General features: G+C 62.9%; 16 protein-coding genes and 1 tRNA gene. 11 read left to right on the forward strand and 6 right to left on the reverse strand.

Going from position 1 to position 16756, the window contains the following annotated elements; translation table 11 throughout:
* Nucleotide 1: 1 nt before the first annotated feature.
* Nucleotides 2–1084, reverse strand: coding sequence for a galactose-1-phosphate uridylyltransferase (locus QPW08_RS06625; protein ID WP_284124943.1), 1083 nt, complete (start codon nucleotides 1082–1084; stop codon nucleotides 2–4).
* Nucleotides 1081–2568, reverse strand: a complete 1488-nt coding sequence (gene glpD / locus QPW08_RS06630) for a glycerol-3-phosphate dehydrogenase (protein WP_284124944.1) — start codon at nucleotides 2566–2568, stop codon at nucleotides 1081–1083. Before glpD ends, QPW08_RS06625 begins: the two co-directional genes overlap by 4 nt.
* Nucleotides 2569–2694: 126 nt before the next feature.
* Between glpD and QPW08_RS06635 the strand changes: the two genes are divergently transcribed.
* From QPW08_RS06635 to QPW08_RS06665, 7 genes are all read left to right on the forward strand, one after another.
* The gene (locus QPW08_RS06635; RefSeq protein ID WP_284124945.1) at nucleotides 2695–4194 is read left to right on the forward strand and encodes a sodium:solute symporter family transporter; all 1500 of its coding nucleotides are present in this window, start codon (nucleotides 2695–2697) and stop codon (nucleotides 4192–4194) included.
* The gene (gene truB / locus QPW08_RS06640) at nucleotides 4191–5264 is read left to right on the forward strand and encodes a tRNA pseudouridine(55) synthase TruB (RefSeq protein ID WP_284124946.1); all 1074 of its coding nucleotides are present in this window, start codon (nucleotides 4191–4193) and stop codon (nucleotides 5262–5264) included. The genes QPW08_RS06635 and truB overlap by 4 nt, the downstream gene beginning before the upstream one ends.
* Nucleotides 5265–5276: 12 nt before the next feature.
* Nucleotides 5277–5546 carry a 30S ribosomal protein S15 gene (rpsO, locus tag QPW08_RS06645; RefSeq protein ID WP_284124947.1) on the forward strand — a complete coding sequence of 90 codons (270 nt, stop codon included), beginning with the start codon at nucleotides 5277–5279 and terminating at the stop codon, nucleotides 5544–5546.
* A 173-nt stretch (nucleotides 5547–5719) separates the two neighbouring features.
* Nucleotides 5720–8005, forward strand: a complete 2286-nt coding sequence (gene pnp / locus QPW08_RS06650; protein ID WP_284124948.1) for a polyribonucleotide nucleotidyltransferase — start codon at nucleotides 5720–5722, stop codon at nucleotides 8003–8005.
* A 68-nt stretch (nucleotides 8006–8073) separates the two neighbouring features.
* Nucleotides 8074–8757, forward strand: a complete 684-nt coding sequence (locus QPW08_RS06655; protein ID WP_284124949.1) for a spermidine synthase family protein — start codon at nucleotides 8074–8076, stop codon at nucleotides 8755–8757.
* A gap of 73 nt (nucleotides 8758–8830) precedes the next feature.
* On the forward strand, nucleotides 8831–10960 hold the full coding sequence (locus QPW08_RS06660; RefSeq protein ID WP_284124950.1) for a tol-pal system YbgF family protein: 2130 nt from the start codon (nucleotides 8831–8833) through the stop codon (nucleotides 10958–10960).
* Nucleotides 10944–11684 carry a DUF3142 domain-containing protein gene (locus QPW08_RS06665; RefSeq protein WP_284124951.1) on the forward strand — a complete coding sequence of 247 codons (741 nt, stop codon included), beginning with the start codon at nucleotides 10944–10946 and terminating at the stop codon, nucleotides 11682–11684. Before QPW08_RS06660 ends, QPW08_RS06665 begins: the two co-directional genes overlap by 17 nt.
* Here QPW08_RS06665 and QPW08_RS06670 read toward each other — a convergent pair.
* The 3 genes from QPW08_RS06670 to QPW08_RS06680 all read right to left on the reverse strand — a co-directional run bounded on the left by QPW08_RS06670 (nucleotide 11672) and on the right by QPW08_RS06680 (nucleotide 13930).
* A complete protein-coding gene (locus QPW08_RS06670) occupies nucleotides 11672–12589 on the reverse strand; it encodes a DUF481 domain-containing protein (protein ID WP_284124952.1) in 918 nt (305 codons plus the stop codon). The two genes, QPW08_RS06665 and QPW08_RS06670, sit on opposite strands and share 13 nt — an antisense overlap.
* A 57-nt stretch (nucleotides 12590–12646) precedes the next feature.
* Nucleotides 12647–13171 carry a DUF1993 domain-containing protein gene (locus QPW08_RS06675; RefSeq protein WP_284124953.1) on the reverse strand — a complete coding sequence of 175 codons (525 nt, stop codon included), beginning with the start codon at nucleotides 13169–13171 and terminating at the stop codon, nucleotides 12647–12649.
* Nucleotides 13172–13240: 69 nt separating this feature from the next.
* Entirely contained in the window at nucleotides 13241–13930 is a 690-nt protein-coding gene (locus tag QPW08_RS06680; RefSeq protein ID WP_284124954.1) for a GcrA family cell cycle regulator, read from the reverse strand.
* A gap of 96 nt (nucleotides 13931–14026) precedes the next feature.
* Between QPW08_RS06680 and QPW08_RS06685 the strand changes: the two genes are divergently transcribed.
* On the forward strand, nucleotides 14027–14908 hold the full coding sequence (locus QPW08_RS06685; protein ID WP_284124955.1) for an ABC transporter permease: 882 nt from the start codon (nucleotides 14027–14029) through the stop codon (nucleotides 14906–14908).
* A 9-nt stretch (nucleotides 14909–14917) separates the two neighbouring features.
* On the opposite strand, the gene hspQ is transcribed toward QPW08_RS06685, so the two are convergent.
* Complete coding sequence (gene hspQ / locus QPW08_RS06690; protein WP_284124956.1) at nucleotides 14918–15298, reverse strand: heat shock protein HspQ; 381 nt, start codon at nucleotides 15296–15298, stop codon at nucleotides 14918–14920.
* A gap of 146 nt (nucleotides 15299–15444) precedes the next feature.
* Here hspQ and QPW08_RS06695 point away from each other — a divergent pair.
* From QPW08_RS06695 to QPW08_RS06705, 3 genes are all read left to right on the forward strand, one after another.
* Nucleotides 15445–15534: transfer RNA gene (locus QPW08_RS06695), tRNA-Ser, on the forward strand.
* A 360-nt stretch (nucleotides 15535–15894) separates the two neighbouring features.
* Nucleotides 15895–16458 carry a lytic transglycosylase domain-containing protein gene (locus QPW08_RS06700; RefSeq protein ID WP_284124957.1) on the forward strand — a complete coding sequence of 188 codons (564 nt, stop codon included), beginning with the start codon at nucleotides 15895–15897 and terminating at the stop codon, nucleotides 16456–16458.
* A 1-nt stretch (nucleotide 16459) separates the two neighbouring features.
* Nucleotides 16460–16750, forward strand: a complete 291-nt coding sequence (locus QPW08_RS06705; RefSeq protein ID WP_284124958.1) for a TrbC/VirB2 family protein — start codon at nucleotides 16460–16462, stop codon at nucleotides 16748–16750.
* The last annotated feature ends 6 nt before the right edge of the window (nucleotides 16751–16756 follow it).

A 16756-nucleotide genomic window follows, 5' to 3' on the forward strand; every position in this document is an offset into this window, starting at 1 on the left:
CTCACACCTCCCGTAGAGCGGCTGCGGCTGCCTCGGGCATCACGTCCACCGTCATGGTGCCCGAATGTTGCTCGACCGAGGCAAGGTATTTGACCCGGCCCGGTGCGCGTAGCAGCGGGTAGAACTGCGCCGTGAAGTGATATCCTGCCGAGCCGCCACGCGGGGCGGCGTGGAGCGCCAGCATCGTGGCGGCGGGCTGCTGGAACAACGCGTCATATCGGCGAGTGATCTCACCCAGCAGCTGCGCGAAGCCCGATTTCTCGGCGTCGGTCATGTCGTGCAGCCCTTCGCGGCGGATACGCGGGGCAAGCCAGACCTCGTAGGGAAAGCGGGCGTAGCGAGGGCAGAAGGCCGCGATGCCGCCTTCCTCGGCGAGGCCGTAGTCAGGCATGGCGCGGCCTATCTCCGCAGCGAGGTCGTATCCATCTGCAAAGGCATCGATCGCGCGCTGCTGCACCTGGGGGACGGTGTGGAAGCCATAGATCTGACCGTGCGGGTGGGGCAGTGTCACGCCGACCTCATCGCCACGGTTTTCGAACGGGAGCACGTAACTGCATCCCGACTCGAACAGCGCGGCATAGCGATCCTCCCACGCGGCAAGCAGCAATTCGCGCCGCGCCTGCCCTATGGAATGCAAATTGCCCGTGTCTTGGGGGCCATAAACCACGACATCGCAGGCTCCGAGCGCGGGCGCTGTTTCCATGCCTTCCAGCACTGGCGGCTGTGGGGCGGAAGGGTGATAAGCCGACCAGCGGTTGTCGAACACCGCGATCTCGAAATCCTCGAACGGGATTTCCGTCGCCGGGCCACCGGGGAGGGTCGGCGCGAGCGGATCGTCGCTGGCCGAAGGTTTGAAGGTGCGATTCTGGCGGTGCGCGGCGTAGGTGTTCCACTCCTGCCGCAGCGGATGGAACCGCAATTCGCCGCCGAGCGCGACATCGTCGGCCTCCTGCGGTTGCGGTGCCAATGCGTGCAGCGCATGGCCATAGAGCCGTAGCATGCGTCCGTCGGCCTTGGTAAAGTCACGCCGGTGGACCGGGCGGCCTGAAGCGTCGGGGCCAATAATGCTCTGGCTGTCGGTCATGCTTCGCCTTGCTGGGCGAACCAGTCCGCGACGCGTTCCTGCGCCTCTTGATCCAGATGCAGCCCCAGCTTGCCGCGCCGCCACAGCACATCCTCTGCGCTGCGGGCGAATTCGTGCTCGACGAGGTAGCGCAACTCGGCCTCGTAGAGATCGCCGCCCATATGCTGGCCCATCTCGGCGAGCGAGGTCTTGCCGTGCAGGATATCGTCAATGCGGGTTCCATAGGCGCGATAGAGCCGCCTGATGCCATCGGGCGGGAACCAATCGTTGTGCATCTGTAGCTGGGCGAGGCGATTGTCGACCTCCTCGATCGGGATATCGCCACCGGGCAGGTGCTTGGATGCTGTCCATGGCGAACCATGAAACTGCAGCTTTTCAAGCGCATGCTCGGCGAGCTTGCGATAGGTTGTGATCTTGCCGCCGAAGACGGAGAGGATTGGCGCACCGCCTTCGCTGTCGAGCTCGAACACGTAATCGCGGGTGACCGTGGAGTTGCTGGACGAATGATCGTCGTACAGCGGCCGCACACCGGAGTAGCTGGAGACGGCTTGTTCGGGCGATACGGGCACCCGCAGGTATTCGTTCACCGCATCGCAGATGTAGCGGCTTTCCTCGTCCGAAATCGCGATCTGGTTGGGGTCGCCGGTGAAGAGCACGTCGGTCGTCCCGACCAGCGTGAATTCGCGCTCGTAGGGAATGGCGAAGACGATGCGGTTGTCGCGGTTCTGGAAGATGTAGCAGCGGTCGTGCTCGAACAGCTTCGGAAAGATCAGATGGCTGCCCTTGACCAGCCTGAGATTGGTGTGGTTGCGCCCAGGATCGGCGAGGCCGAGCACGGTATCGACCCATGGCCCAGCCGCATTGATCACAGTGCGGGCAACGACCCGCTCTTCGGTGCCGTCGGCACTGCGCAGGTCCGCGATCCAGACATCCTTGCGACGATCGAGCGCCACGCATTCCGTGCGGGTGCGGATATCCGCGCCGCGTTCTCTCGCATCGACTGCATTGAGCACTACCAGCCGCGAATCCTCGACCCAGCAGTCCGAGTATTCGAAGCCGGTGACCAGCCGGTCCTTCAACACGCTGCCATGCGGCGGCTGGCGCAGGTCGATCGTGCTGGTCGGCGGCAGGAGCTTGCGACCGCCGAGGTGGTCATAGAGGAACAGGCCCAGCCGCAGCATCCACTTCGGCCGCAGCCCCTTGTCATGCGGCAGTACGAAGCGCAGCGGCCAGATGATGTGCGGGGCCATGGCGAGCAGCCGCTCGCGCTCGATCAGGCTCTCGCGCACCAGCCGGAATTCGTAGTGCTCGAGATAGCGCAGGCCGCCATGCACCAGCTTGGTCGAGGCGCTCGAGGTATGCCCGGCGAGGTCATCTTTCTCGACCAGCAGCACGCTGGCCCCGCGCCCGGCCGCGTCGCGGGCGATCCCTGCGCCATTGACGCCGCCGCCGATGATCAGAAGGTCGAAGATCTCGCTCGCCATCTCACTCACGCATGTCATTCACCGGGCGCGCCCTACCGGGGATTTTCGCGCTTGCCCATTGGTTTGAGAGAAAAACGTCGGTAGGCCTCGGTGCCGATAGAATGACGCTCTGGGGAAGGCGCAGTAATGAATATTGTACAGGTCGCGGTTTTTCTTGGCCTGATGGCGCTGCTGGCTTTCCTGACATGGCGCAAGGTCGCCGCCGCCCGCGCCGCCAGCCATGCCTCGGCCGACCGCGAGATATTCCTCGCCGGGGGTGGGCTCAACTGGGTCTTCGTAGCCGGGGCGATCACGCTGACCAATCTTTCGACCGACCAGCTGGTGGGGATGAACGGCAACCAGATGCTGCTGCTGGCGTGGTGGGAGCTGGCCGGATTTGCGGGTCTGCTGCTGCTCGCCTTCGTGTTCGTGCCGATCTACTATCGTAACAATTGCACCACGATCACCCAACTGCTCGAGCAGCGCTATGATGGTGCCAGCATCCGCACGGTCATTTCCGGCCTGTTCCTGCTCGGCAATTTCGCGATCTACCTGCCAGCGGTGATCTATTCCGGGGCGTTGTTCATGCAGACGCTGTTCGGGGTCGAGGCTTCGGTTACGGCGGTGGCGGCGGTCTTTGCTGTGGTGGGGGCAGCCTATGCCATCCTCGGCGGGCTGCGCGCCGTCGCAGTGCTCGATACCTATGCCGGGGTTGGCATCCTCGCGCTGGCGCTGGTGGTGGTGTTCCTCGCGCTGCAGGCGGTCGGCTGGGACATTACCACCGGCGTCCCTGCAGAGCGGCTGAGCATGATCGGCGCGGTGGACAGCCCGATCCCGCTCCACACGCTGTTCACGGGCATGCTGTTCATCCAGATCTTCTACTGGTCGACCAACCAGAACATCACGCAAAAGGCGCTCGCCGCGCCCAATGTGAAAGAAGCGCAGAAGGGCGTGATCGCCGCTGCCATCATCCGCGTGCTGATCGTGCCGCCGATCGTGGTGCTGCCCGGCATAGTCGCCTTCAAGCTGTTCGGCGATGTCGGCGACCGGGCCTATGCGATGGTGGTCGGAGAAGTCCTGCCCAGCTGGACCAGCGGCATGTTTGCCGCGATGATCGCGGCGGCGGTGCTGACAACCTATTCGGCGGTGATGAACGCCACCATCACGCTATGGTCGGTCGACTTCCACCGGCGCTTTATCAATCCCGATGTGGACGTGCAGCGCCTCAACCGCCTGGTCGGTGTGCTCGCTATGCTGGTCTCGATTGCGCTGGTGCCGGTCTATGCCGGGGCCGAGAGCATCATCAACCTGTTGCAGGAGCTGAACGGGTTGCTGTCGATGCCGATCCTTTCGGCCTTCATCGCCGCGCTGCTGTTCCGCAATATGGATGCGCGCGCGGCGGTGGCGGGGCTGGTCTGGGGTTTCAGCATCTACGCCTTCCACACATTCTATCTCTACGTGCCGGAGAATTTCGGCGGGGTCAGCTGGTATGCGACCGCGGGCCTGCCGTGGGTGCACTATATCGACGTGATGGTGTTCGTGCTGTTCAGCTCGGTGGCGGTGGCGCTGCTGACCAACCTGCTGGTGTTCGGTAACCGCGCGACACTTGCGATTGGCAAAGGCGATCCCCAGACTGACGGGGTATGACCGAAAAGCTACCTCCACCTCACGGCTGGATCATCCTCGATAAACCGCGCGGCATGGGCTCGACGCAGGCGGTGGGGGCGGTGAAGCGCAATTTGCGCGAGGGCGGCTATGCCAAGACCAAGGTAGGGCATGGCGGGACGCTCGATCCCGAGGCGGAAGGGGTGTTACCGATTGCGCTGGGCGAGGCGACCAAGCTGGCCGGGCGGATGCTCGACGCGTCCAAGATCTACGAGTTTACTGTCCAGTTTGGCGAGGAGACCGATACGCTCGATGCCGAAGGGGAGGTTGTTCGAACCTCCGATCATCGTCCGCCTATGGCGGCGATCGCGGCGGTGCTGGAGCATTTCACCGGCGACATCGAACAGGTACCGCCGAAGTATTCCGCGCTGATGGTGGACGGCAAGCGCGCCTATGACCGGGCGCGGGCCGGGGAAGAGGTCGAACTGAAGACGCGGGCGATCACTGTCTACGACCTCCATTTCTCCCGTCATCCCCGCGAAGGCGGGGATCCAGAGCTGCAAAGTTCTGACCAAGCCGCCCTGGATTCCCGCCTTCGCAGGAATGACGAGGCGGGGGTTGAACTGGAGTCCGCCTTCCAAATTACCTCCGGTCGTCCCGACCCCTACGATCCCGGCGCGCCGCTCGAACTGGCCGACGCCATCACGCTCACTGCTCATGTCTCCAAGGGCACCTATATCCGCAGCCTTGCACGCGATATCGCCCATGCTCTTGGAACTGTCGGCCACGTTACCTATCTCAGGCGGACGAAGGCGGGCCCCTTCGCTGAAAAGCAGGCGATTTCGCTGGACAAACTCAACGAAATCGGTAAGGGCGCGCCACTTCAAGACCTCCTCCTGCCGCTCGAGGCGGGGCTGGACGACATCCCGGCTCTGAAACTCGATCCCGATAGTGCGCAGGCGGTCCGCCAGGGCCGGGTCGTCTCGGGAATGCCCCAAACCGACGGGCTCTACCTTGCGAAGCTGGAAACTGTTCCGGTTGCGCTGGTCGAACTCAGCGGTGGTACGATGAAGGTCGTCAGGGGCTTCAACCTGCCAGATGTCGCTGAGTAAGAGAGAATACACATGTCGGTAGACGCCGAAACGAAGACGAAGATCATCAAGGACAACGCTCGTGACAAGAACGACACGGGCAGCCCGGAAGTCCAGGTCGCGATCTTGACGCAGCGCATCAAGAACCTGACCGAGCACTTCAAGGATCACCACAAGGACAACCACTCGCGTCGTGGCCTGCTCCAGATGGTCAACAAGCGTCGCAGCCTGCTCGCCTATCTCAAGAAGAAAGACGTAGAGCGCTACAACGCCCTGATCGCGAAGCTGGGTCTTCGTAAGTAAGAGTTTCTCGGAGCGGCCCAACTTGGGCCGCTTCGTTTATCCGGCTCCCGCACAATCCGGTGCAGGGGCGGTACTACGGGGCGCGAATAGCCCCATACCGGACCGGGACGGAATACCCGGCACAGTAGGCCCCGCACCGCAATAAGGCCGTGCGGGTCAAATTAGGAAAATCAATGTTCGACACGAAAACCGTATCGCTGGAGTGGGGCGGAAAGACCCTCACTCTGGAAACCGGCCGTATTGCCCGTCAGGCTGACGGCGCGGTCCTCGCCACCTATGGCGAAACTGTTGTTCTTTGCGCGGTCACCGCAGCAAAGAGCGTACGCGAAGGGCAGGACTTCTTCCCGCTCACCGTCCACTACCAGGAAAAGTTCTCCGCTGCGGGCCGTATCCCGGGCGGCTTCTTCAAGCGCGAAGGCCGCGCAACGGAGAAGGAAACGCTGACCTCCCGCCTGATCGACCGCCCGGTGCGGCCGCTGTTCCCGGAAGGCTTCTACAACGAAATCAACGTTATCGCGCAGGTTCTCAGCTATGACGGCGAGACCGAGCCGGATATCGTTGCCATGATCGCGGCTTCGGCTGCGCTGACCATTTCGGGTGTCCCGTTCATGGGCCCGATCGGCGCTGCCCGCGTTGGCTTCCGCAATGGCGAATACGAACTCAACCCGAGCCTGGCGACCTGTCTCGACGAAGATGGTCGCCTCGACCTCGTTGTCGCTGCGACCAATGACGCGGTGATGATGGTCGAATCCGAAGCCAAGGAGCTGACCGAAGAGGAAATGCTCGGCGCTGTCATGTTCGCGCATGAGGAAAGCCGCAAGGTTATCGGTGCGATCATCGATCTCGCCGAACAGGCCGCCAAGGATCCGTGGGTCATCGATAGCTCCGACGACACCACGGCGATCAAGGAAAAGCTGCGCGGCATCGTTGGTGACGACATTGCTGCCGCTTACAAGCTGACTGACAAGTCGGCCCGTTCCGAAGCGCTCAATGCCGCCCGTGCCAAGGCCAAGGACGCCTTTGCCGAGGAAGAGCCGCAGACCCAGATGGTCGCCAACAAGGCGGTCAAGAAGCTGGAATCGGAAATCGTGCGCGGTGCCATCCTCAAGGACGGCCAGCGCATCGACGGCCGCAAGCTCGACCAGGTTCGCCCGATCGAAGCCATGGTTGGCCTGCTGCCGCGTACGCACGGTTCGGCGCTGTTCACCCGCGGGGAAACGCAGGCAATCTGCACCGTCACGCTGGGTACCAAGGATGCCGAGCAGATGATCGACGGTCTCGAAGGCCTGTCGTACAATCACTTCATGCTGCACTATAACTTCCCGCCCTATTCGGTCGGCGAAGTGGGTCGCTTCGGCTTCACCAGCCGTCGCGAAACCGGTCACGGCAAGCTCGCCTGGCGTGCTTTGCATCCGGTCCTGCCCAAGCATGAAGATTTCCCGTACACCATCCGCATCCTGTCGGACATCACCGAATCCAACGGATCCAGCTCGATGGCGACCGTTTGCGGTGGCTGCCTGAGCATGATGGACGCCGGCGTTCCGATCGAGCGTCCGGTTTCCGGCATCGCGATGGGCCTCATCCTCGAAGGCGACGACTTCGCGGTCCTGTCGGACATCCTGGGTGACGAAGATCACCTCGGCGACATGGACTTCAAGGTGGCCGGTTCGGAAAGCGGCATCACTTCGCTGCAGATGGACATCAAGGTGGCCGGCATCACCAAGGAAATCATGGCGAAGGCGCTGGAGCAGGCCAAGGCCGGCCGTGCGCACATCCTCGGTGAAATGAACAAGGCGCTTTCGGGTGCCCGTACCGACGTTTCCAAGCACGCTCCGCGTATCGAGACCATGCAGATCGACAAGTCGAAGATCCGCGACGTCATCGGCACCGGGGGTAAGGTGATCCGCGAGATCGTCGCTGAAACCGGCGCCAAGGTCGACATCGACGACGAAGGCGTGATCAAGATTTCGTCTTCGAACCTCGACGAGATCGAAGCCGCGAGGAAGTGGATCGAAGGCATCGTCGAAGAGGCGGAAGTCGGCAAGATCTACAACGGCAAGGTCGTCAATATCGTCGACTTCGGTGCGTTCGTGAACTTCATGGGCGGCAAGGACGGTCTCGTCCATGTCAGCGAAATGAAGAACGAGCGCGTCGAGAAGCCGACCGATGTCGTCAGCGAAGGCCAGGAAGTAAAGGTCAAGGTGCTCGAGATCGACCAGCGCGGCAAGGTCCGTCTGTCGATGCGAGTGGTTGACCAGGAAACCGGCGAAGAGCTGGAAGACACCCGTCCGCCGCGCGAACCGCGCGGTGATCGCGGCCCGCGCGGTGATCGTGGCGGTCGCGGCGGCGATCGTCGTGGTGGCCGTGGTGGCCCGCGCGGCGGTGGCCGCGATCGCGGCGATCGTGGTGGCAAGGACGATGGCGGTGAAGCCCACGTCCCTGACTTCCTGAAGGACTGATCCTTCGCACAAGCAAACAGGGAAGGGCCGCTCGACAGGGCGGCCCTTTTCGTATCTAGGACCCTTCCATGCTGCCCCGCGAAACAATTGCCATCGCCCAGATCCCTGACGGAGAGGAGTTGACCCTCGTCAGCCACGGACGCGATTTCATCATAATGCTGGGGCGGGACGAGCTGATGGGCACCCGCATGCAGTTCAGCGAGGAACAGCTGGCGGAGCTGACCTTGCAACGGATCAATGCCTCGCGTCCGCGCGTGCTGATTGGCGGTTACGGGATGGGCTTCACCTTTCGCTCAGCGCTCAAGCATGCGCCTGAGCAGGCCGAGGTTGTGGTCGCAGAAGTCGTGCCCGAGATCCTCGATTGGGCGAAAGGGCCACTCGCGGAACTTACCGGCAGTTGCCTCGAAGACACGCGCGGCGAAGTGATTCTCGCCGATGTCGCTGCATTGATCGACGACGCGGTGGACGGCACGACGCGGCGCTATGATGCGATCCTGCTCGATGTCGACAACGGCCCTGACGGGATCGTGCGCGACGGTAACGAGCGGCTTTATACCAAGACCGGCCTTGGCCGTGCGCGCGACGCGCTCAACCCCGGCGGTGTGTTGGCGGTGTGGTCGGCTGCACCCGATCACAAGTTCACCCAGCGGCTCAAGGGCGCCGGTTTCGACGTGGAGGTAAAGACCGTCCGTGCCCGACCCAACAACAAGGGGCCGCACCACACAATCTGGTTTGCCACACGTTTGCGGTAGCGTTCTTGCGCGGTTCATTCCCGATGTGACAGGGTAGCTCTGGTCGTGACTGGATTCGGGGAAGGGGGAACCGATGCGCAAGACCTTGCTGGCTGTTGCAACACTTCTGGGAGCAAGCTGGGCTGCACCCGCACTTGCGAGCGGTGACTATTGTGAACCTCTCTGGCGGCCAGAGAATCCGGACCTGAACTGCGCCGGCTCAATCCCCATCGCGCCAGGCAATGATTCGCGGATCAACCTGTTCCTGCTGCTGCAGGACCGCGCTGGCAATGACGGCGCAGGTCTCGCCTATCCCGACACCCAATGGCGCAGTTTCTATGGCCGCAACTTCATGCGCTGGAACAATCTCTACGACGCCTGGTATCCGGACGGAGGGGAATCTCTCAACTTCGGCTATGGCTACGCCGGACGATGCCAGACGGAAGAGAGCGGCAAGACCGCTTTCCTGAAAGCCGTCGATGCGTTGCGCGGCCTGAAGGGCGAAACACGTACCCTCCTGTCCACTTCGCGCGATCGGCTCGGCGAAATATGCGACAGAAGCCGACGGGAGGCGAAGCTTCCAAGCGATGGCGGCTATTTTCTCAACATTGGCGCCAACGGGATCGGTGATGCGCCGTTCGGCTTCATGGCCTATCTCGAAGCCTCGGCGAGTTTCTATGGTGGCAACTGGGACCGAGCGACTGACTATTACGGCCTGATTCACGCTGCGGATGTCGATGATTGGCTGACCGAAACCTCGAAATACATGGTCGCTCGCACGCTCCTGAACCAGGCCATCGCCAGTGCGGAAGACGACTGGGGCTGGTTCCCACTGGCCCAGGTCGATGCCGAAGTGGCCATGCGGTCGGAGAAGGCTTTTTCCAACTACTTGGAGGCCTATCCCGAGGGGCGTTATGCTGCGTCGGCACGCGGTCTTCTCCGCAAGGCCTTGTGGCTGCAGCGTGACTACGCTCGACTTGGCGCGACCTATGCAGATGCCTTCGCCGCCGTCGATCCTGATACGCCGGAAGCTGCGCGGCTGATATCGGAAATTGACGATAAGTACCTGATCCGCAATCCGGGCAAGGTCAACGATCCCTATCTAGCGGCCGCGAACCTGCTGTTGCGGATGCGCAGCGAGAACTATTATTTTGCCGGTGACGATGCACCCGAGCAGCTTACCCAGACCGAACTGGACAGCCAGGCCCTGGTGTTCGCGGATCATCCCGAGCTGTACGGTTTCCTCAAGGCCAGCTTCGCTTTCTATGTCGACAAGGACTATGCGGTGGTGCGCGAGCTGCTGCCCGACGATGCCCGACAAGACCGCTACTCCCCCCTGGCGTTCAGCCGGCAGTACCTGCGCGGGCTGGCGCTGCATGCGCTGGGGGACCGCAACGAGGAAGGCTTCTGGCGCGAGCTGATTGGCGGTGCGCAGGGGCTCTACCAGCGACCGGCAGTCGAGCTGGCACTGGCGCGGGCGCTCGAACAGAAAGGTGAGGTAGGCGACGCCTTCGTGGCCAACTCCCCGATCCGGGATTGGCGCATCCGGCGCATGCTGCTGGGCCTGTCAGCAGGGCCAAGGCTGCTCAAGCAGCAGGCACGGGCCGATGGCCCCAACAACGAAGCGGCCTTCGCCCTCTTTACTGCCCTGTTCCGGCAGTTGCAGCACGGTGAATATGCCGGTTTCCTGGAAGACTATCCGCTCGCGGCAAAATACCCGTCGGACCAAGACAGTGGCTCGCTGTGGGGTGTGATGGATGCCGAGAAGGCCCCGGTTTACCTGTTCCGCAGCGGAGAGTTCTCGGCTGGCTATGCTTGCCCGTCGCTGGAAGCGACCGCGCAGGTGCTGGCGCGCGATCCGACCAGCAGCAAAGCCCGCCTGTGCCTGGGCGAGTTTTATCGCCTCAACGGCTTCGACGAGTTCGAATTCGTGCGGTCCTGGTACGGCGAAGACGGGGCCGGGCAGCTCGGCACGTCGACCAGCTATCCGGGCAAGGTCACACACCGGCTCGACCTCTACCGTGCGGTCATGGCCGACACCTCCGCTGCGCGCGGGGACAAGGCTTACGCACTGTATCGTGCCATCCGCTGTTATGCCCCCAGCAACAACAACACCTGCGGTGGCGAAGGCGTGGAGGAGAATGTTCGAGCGGCATGGTTCCGCCGTCTCAAGCGCGACTATGCCGATACCGCGTGGGCGAAGGAGCTTGAATATTACTGGTAGGCTGTGGCTGGCAGCGCTTGCCGGGCTGGTGCTGGTGGCCTGCAATCCGGCCAGCGACCGAGAAGCGCAAGTGGTCGACCCCGCCGACTACAGCGCCTTCTACCTGTGGAGCGGTGTCGAGCCGGTGCCGCAGATGCAGGGTGCGGATGCGGTCTATGTCCTGTGGGGCGAATTGCGGCTCGACGAGCCGGACCGGATCGTTCCGATCCTGCGTACCGTCCCTTCAGGCGAAGCGAAGGAGTTGTGGCTTGTGGTGCGGGCGGAGCGAATTGGCTGGGGCGAGGGTGCCTATCGCCAACTGCTGGAAACCGCCGGGATCTGGAACCGGGACGGGCTGCTGACAGGCGTGCAGGTCGACTTCGATTCCAGCACCGGTCGGCTTGATGGATATGCCGCATTCCTTGCCGACCTGCGTCAGCGCTTGCCGCGCGGCCTGCAGCTATCGGCTACAGGGTTGATGGACTGGCCTGCCAATGCGTCCGACGACGACCTTTCAGCCATGGCCGGTGCGCTCGACGAGATCGTGGTGCAGACGTACCAGGATCGCACCACCTTGCCAGGCTATCAGCGCTACCTTTCTGCCACCGAGAGGCTTCCGCTGCCCTACCGCGTGGCGCTGGTCGAAGGCGGGGAGTGGGACCCGCCGGCACATCTCCCCGACGATCCCCGCTTCAAAGGCTACGTGGTGTTCCTGCTGGCTGGAGCGCCGCGTCAGAAGCCATAGACCAGCGTAAAGCGAGTCAGCGTGTCGGTCTTGACCGCACCCGGCGGCGGGTCGGTGTCGTGCTCGACGGTGTAGGACACCCGGGCCTTCAGCGCTCCTGACAGGCCAGCCTCGAGCCCGGTGGTGGCGATCAGGCTGGTGTTGTCGCCTTCGAGGAAGACACTGGCATCCTGCGTCAGCGCGATAGTCTCGGCGACCTGCCAGTCGAAGTCGGCGGCGGCGAGGCCGGCGAGGCTCGATTGAGTGCTACCGATGACCCGCTCGGTGCGACGCCACGCCGGACCTGCCTTCACTTCGAGCGATGTGGTGTCGGTGTCGAGCACCCGGTAGCCAAGCCCGCCGGAAGCGGAATAGCGCGCTGAATAGCCCTGGAAACGGTCACGTTCGTATTGTGCCAGCGCGTAGGCGTAGAGATCGCCGCTGATGTCGTAATTGACTTCGTAGGCGGCAAGGTACTGCTCGCGCGTGGTGACCCCGTTGGAGCGCTGGTAGTCGACCAGCGCGCGCAGCTTGTGCCGCCAATCGATGCCCTTGCGAGCCAGCTTGAGCCCGGCGCTGATCCCGGTGTTGGAACTGTTTCCGGTCGCGCGGAAGGCGCCGATCTGGCCTTCGCCGCTCCAGTTGTCGAACACGCCGGCCTGGCGGATCTGTTCTTCTTTCGCTGCGGCTTCCTGTGCAGCGAGTGTTTGCTGCACCGAGGCGAATTCCGTAGCGATCGTGTCGAGTTCGGCTGCGTCGTCAGGGTGAACCTCGCGGGCCAGGTCGAGAATCGTTGCTACCTTCCCAGCATCGCCCGAGGCGATTGCCGCTTCGATCAAGGCGCGGGTCGATTGCGGCAGTTCGGCCAGCGCAGGCGTGGCAAGAAATCCCGCCGCAAGCGGCAGGACGACAAGTGAAATTCGCATGAAAACTCCTTTGCGCGCTTAACGCCTCAGGCGAGGGCGCGTTCCGGCGCGGACTACTCAGCCGATGATCCGCGGGGTGCCGAGGTAGTCACGCTTGCCAAGTGGCACGCCCTTCATTCGCAGGATGTCGTAGAATGTCGTGGCATGGAAATAGAAGTTGGGCTGGCTGAAACTAAGCAGGAAATTCTGCCCGGTAAATTCCATCAGTCGCTTGCCGCCCAGCACGAAGCCGATGGTCTTGTCAGCGATCGCTTCAAGCTGCTCGGGCGTAACGGCGGCCAGCTCGTCCTGGGTGCGCTTGAGCTTGGCCCGCATCGCGTCCCAGTCCTGCGGCAGTTCAGTGAAATCGGGCGAGAACTCGCCGGTCGGCAGCAGGCTGATGACGTAGGCCGAATGGGCCCACACGCTGCGGACATGCCATGGCAGGTTCCACATGTTGTCCGCCAGCTTGGCTTCGATCAGTTCCGAGGCTTCGCAGCCGCTCTCGCCGCAATGCGCCTCGGCCTTGTCGATCACGCCGGCCATGCCGCCGAGGATCTGTTGGCAGCTGGGGACAAAGGCATCGTACAGGGTCAGGGACATGGCGGTTTCTCCTCAAGTCAGAAAAAGGCCCGGCTGCAAAGGTCGCAACCGGGCCCATGAATTCGTAGCTTAGCGGACGCGCGGGCCGCCAAATGGCAGCGGCGGCGGGGGCCGGCGCGCGCCACGCGGCAGCTGGGCCTGGTAGGCCCGGCCGCAATGCTCGACGCAATAGGGGAAGCCGGGGTTCACGTCTTCGCCGCAGAAATGGAAATCGGGCTCGCCCGGGTGGCCCATCGGCCAGCGACAGACCTTGTCGGACAGATCGAGCAGGCTAGTCTTGTCGGCAATCTCGGGGCTCGGCTTGGCCGGCACCAGTCGGCGCGGCGGGGCCGGCGGGATCGGCGGCTGCTGGTCGCCGGGACCCTGGCGCAGGAAGCCACCGGGGCCAACCGAAACGATCTTGGGCAAGTCGCTCTGGCCGGCGTTGGGAAGCGGCTGCGACGGGGTGCCGGAATGGGGATTGCTGGCAGGAGCGGGCGCTGAAGCGGGTTTCGCCGCCGGCTTGGCCGCAACGGGCTTGGCAGCAGGCTTGGCCGCAGCCTTCTTGGGCGCAGGCTTGGGTGCCGGCTTGGCTGCGGCCTTCTTTTTCTTGTCGTTGGCCTTCACTGGGGACGGTCGCGACTTGAGGCCCAACCGATGGGCCTTGCCAATGACCGCATTGCGGCTGACTCCGCCCAGCTCATCGGCGATCTGGCTGGCAGTCGCGCCGCTCTCCCACATTTTCTTGAGCTTCGCGGTGCGTTCTTCGGTCCAACTCATAAAGGTACTCTTGCCATCCGTATTCGTGTGTGCGGGCCATATAGGAACGATCGGTCCATCTTGCCAGCCTTGCGTCGAGCGCCTACCCGCGCGTCCATGAGCGATCAAGCGAACACTGGGGCTGAAGGCACTGCCGTCGATAAAGGCACGTCGCCTGCAAGGTTCCGACCTCGTGGTGAACCGGTTTTCACCGGGATCAACTGGATAGGGCTGTGGAGCCTGTACCAGAAGGAGGTCCGCCGCTTCATGAAGGTGCAGACGCAGACGATCTGGGCCCCGGCGGTCACCACCTTGCTGTTCCTGGTCATTTTCTCCGTCGCGCTGGGGCGGTCGGGTCGCGAAGTGCTGGGCGTTCCCTTCGCCAGCTTCGTGGCGCCGGGGTTGATCGTGATGGGCATGATGCAGAATGCCTTCGCCAATAGCTCTTTCTCGCTCCTGTCGGGCAAGATCCAGGGCACCATTATCGACCTGCTGATGCCGCCGTTGTCGGAAGGTGAGCTAATGACTGCGATCATCGGTGCGGCTGTCACGCGCTCGATCCTTGTCGGTCTGGCGGTGGCCGTGGCCATGGTGCTGTGGCCCGGGGTGACGCTCAGCATCGAACATGGCTGGGCCATCGTCTGGTTCGGGCTGATGGGCGCGGTGATGCTGGCGCTGATGGGCCTGATGACCTCGATCTGGTCGGAAAAGTTTGATCACAATGCCGCCATCACCAACTTCGTAATTGCACCCCTCAGCTTGCTGTCAGGCACATTCTACGTGATCGACAACCTGCATGGCGTATTCCAGGCGATCAGCCGGGCGAACCCGTTCTTCTACGTGATTTCGGGCTTCCGCTACGGCTTCCTCGCGGAAAGCGACATCGGCGATAGCGGGCAGCAAGTACTATACGCTGCCCTTGGACTCGGCGTGATGAATCTGGCTTTTGCCTACATCGTGTACCGGGTCCTGAAATCCGGCTGGAAGATCAAGGATTGATGCCGGCGGTCAGTGTGTAAGTGCGCGGCGCATCTTGTAGCGACCGCGATCGAAGCCTTCGAACAACTCCGGGATCTGCGGGTGGTCGATCGGACCACCATCGCCATCGGCCACGAGGTTCTGCTGGCTGACATAGGCGACGTAGGACGATTCGTCGTTCTCGGCGAGCAGGTGGTAATAGGGCTGGTCGCGCCGTGGCCGGATTTCCTGCGGGATTGATTCGTACCATTCTTCGCTATTGGCGAAGACCGGGTCGATATCGAAAATCACACCGCGGAAATCGAACAGGCGATGGCGCACGACATCGCCAATGGCGAAACGTGTGCTGAGCTTGCGGGGAGCCTCGATCTGGCGACCGGCTTGCGGCGAGAAGAAAATCGCGCTGTCCATCGCGCAAATATAGGTCAAGTTTGCAGGTGCACAATGGGACCAAGGTCCCGGTCCCCCGATTTCGCGCAAAACGGGGCTTGGCAAGGGCGTTGCTCTCGGCTAGCAGCGCGCCCTTCGACCGGTCCGGAATTCGGTCCGCTCCTCGCGGAGAGGTGGCAGAGTGGTCGAATGCGCTGCACTCGAAATGCAGTATACGGGCAACCGTATCGAGGGTTCGAATCCCTCCCTCTCCGCCATTTCCTAGCAGCATTTCTCCCTGAGCCAGGTCGCGACGCCGGGTCATCATCGAACACTCGCTGAAGCGACGTTTCACGGCCCCATTACTGCTGTGACCAGAGGACCTCGGTCCAGCCGGTCGAACGGGCCGGCGACAGCGGCAAGGCAAAGCAGCTGCCAGGCCATTGAGCCGGTCGCTTCTTCCACCGTGCATCCACTGCTTGCTGGCGGCGGCGCGGTGTTCATCTTGCCGTCATGGGCATGTTCTCTAAGATGATCCGGGGACGGTTATGGAGGGCTCGGTGATTCTTTCTCGATCGGGCCGGCTTGCCTTGATTGCTTTGCTGGCCCTGGCATCTGCTCCCGTGCGGGCGGACGTCATGGAAATCGGAGATGATGGCGCGCGCTGGGTAGCGGGCGGGCCGGGTGCTGTACCCGGCAGGTCGGAGCTTTCCGCCCTCCAAGCACAAGACGGCAAGAAAGTGGTTGTCGAAGCCGATATTCCTGCGGTCGCCATTTCCGATCCTGCGCTGCACGCACTTGGCATCCCCTTGATATACCAGGCCAAGGTGCTTGAACTTGCCAATCGCTTCGACCTTAGCCCGAGCCTGATCGAAGCGCTGGTGTGGCAGGAAAGCCGCTGGCGCCATGGTGCGATCTCGAGCGCCGGGGCACGCGGACTGGCGCAACTCATGCCGGGGACCGCGCGGTACCTCGGTGTCGATGCCGATGATGCGTTGCAGAACCTCGAAGGTGGAGCGCGCTACCTGCGCGAACAACTCGACACCTTCGATGGCGATCTCGAGAAGGCACTGGCGGCCTACAACGCTGGGCCCGGCCGCGTGATCGCTGCGGGCGGCGTTCCCAATATTCGCGAGACCAGACTTTATGTTGCGGCCATCATGGGGCGCTTGTCCGATCATTCCCGGAAGGAATACCAGTAGAATGCGTTTGATCACCCGTCTGGCAGCGCTGGCAGCCCTGATCTTCCCCACCACCGTGCTGGCAGCCGATCCGGCAGGTTCAGGTCCGGTCGTCAATGCGCTGGCCTGGCTGCAGGGTACGCTGCTGGGTTCGGTTGCGACGGCCGTGGCGGTCATGGCCGTCGCTGCCGTCGGCTTCATGATGCTGACCGGCCGTATCAACTGGCGCTTCGGCGCGACCGTGATCATAGGCGTCTTCATCCTGTTCGGCGCGACCACCATCGTGGCCGGCATCCAGAGCGCGGCGGGCTGAGCTGAC

It is taken from the genome of Parerythrobacter aestuarii (genome assembly GCF_030140925.1).
GTDB lineage: Bacteria > Pseudomonadota > Alphaproteobacteria > Sphingomonadales > Sphingomonadaceae > Parerythrobacter > Parerythrobacter aestuarii.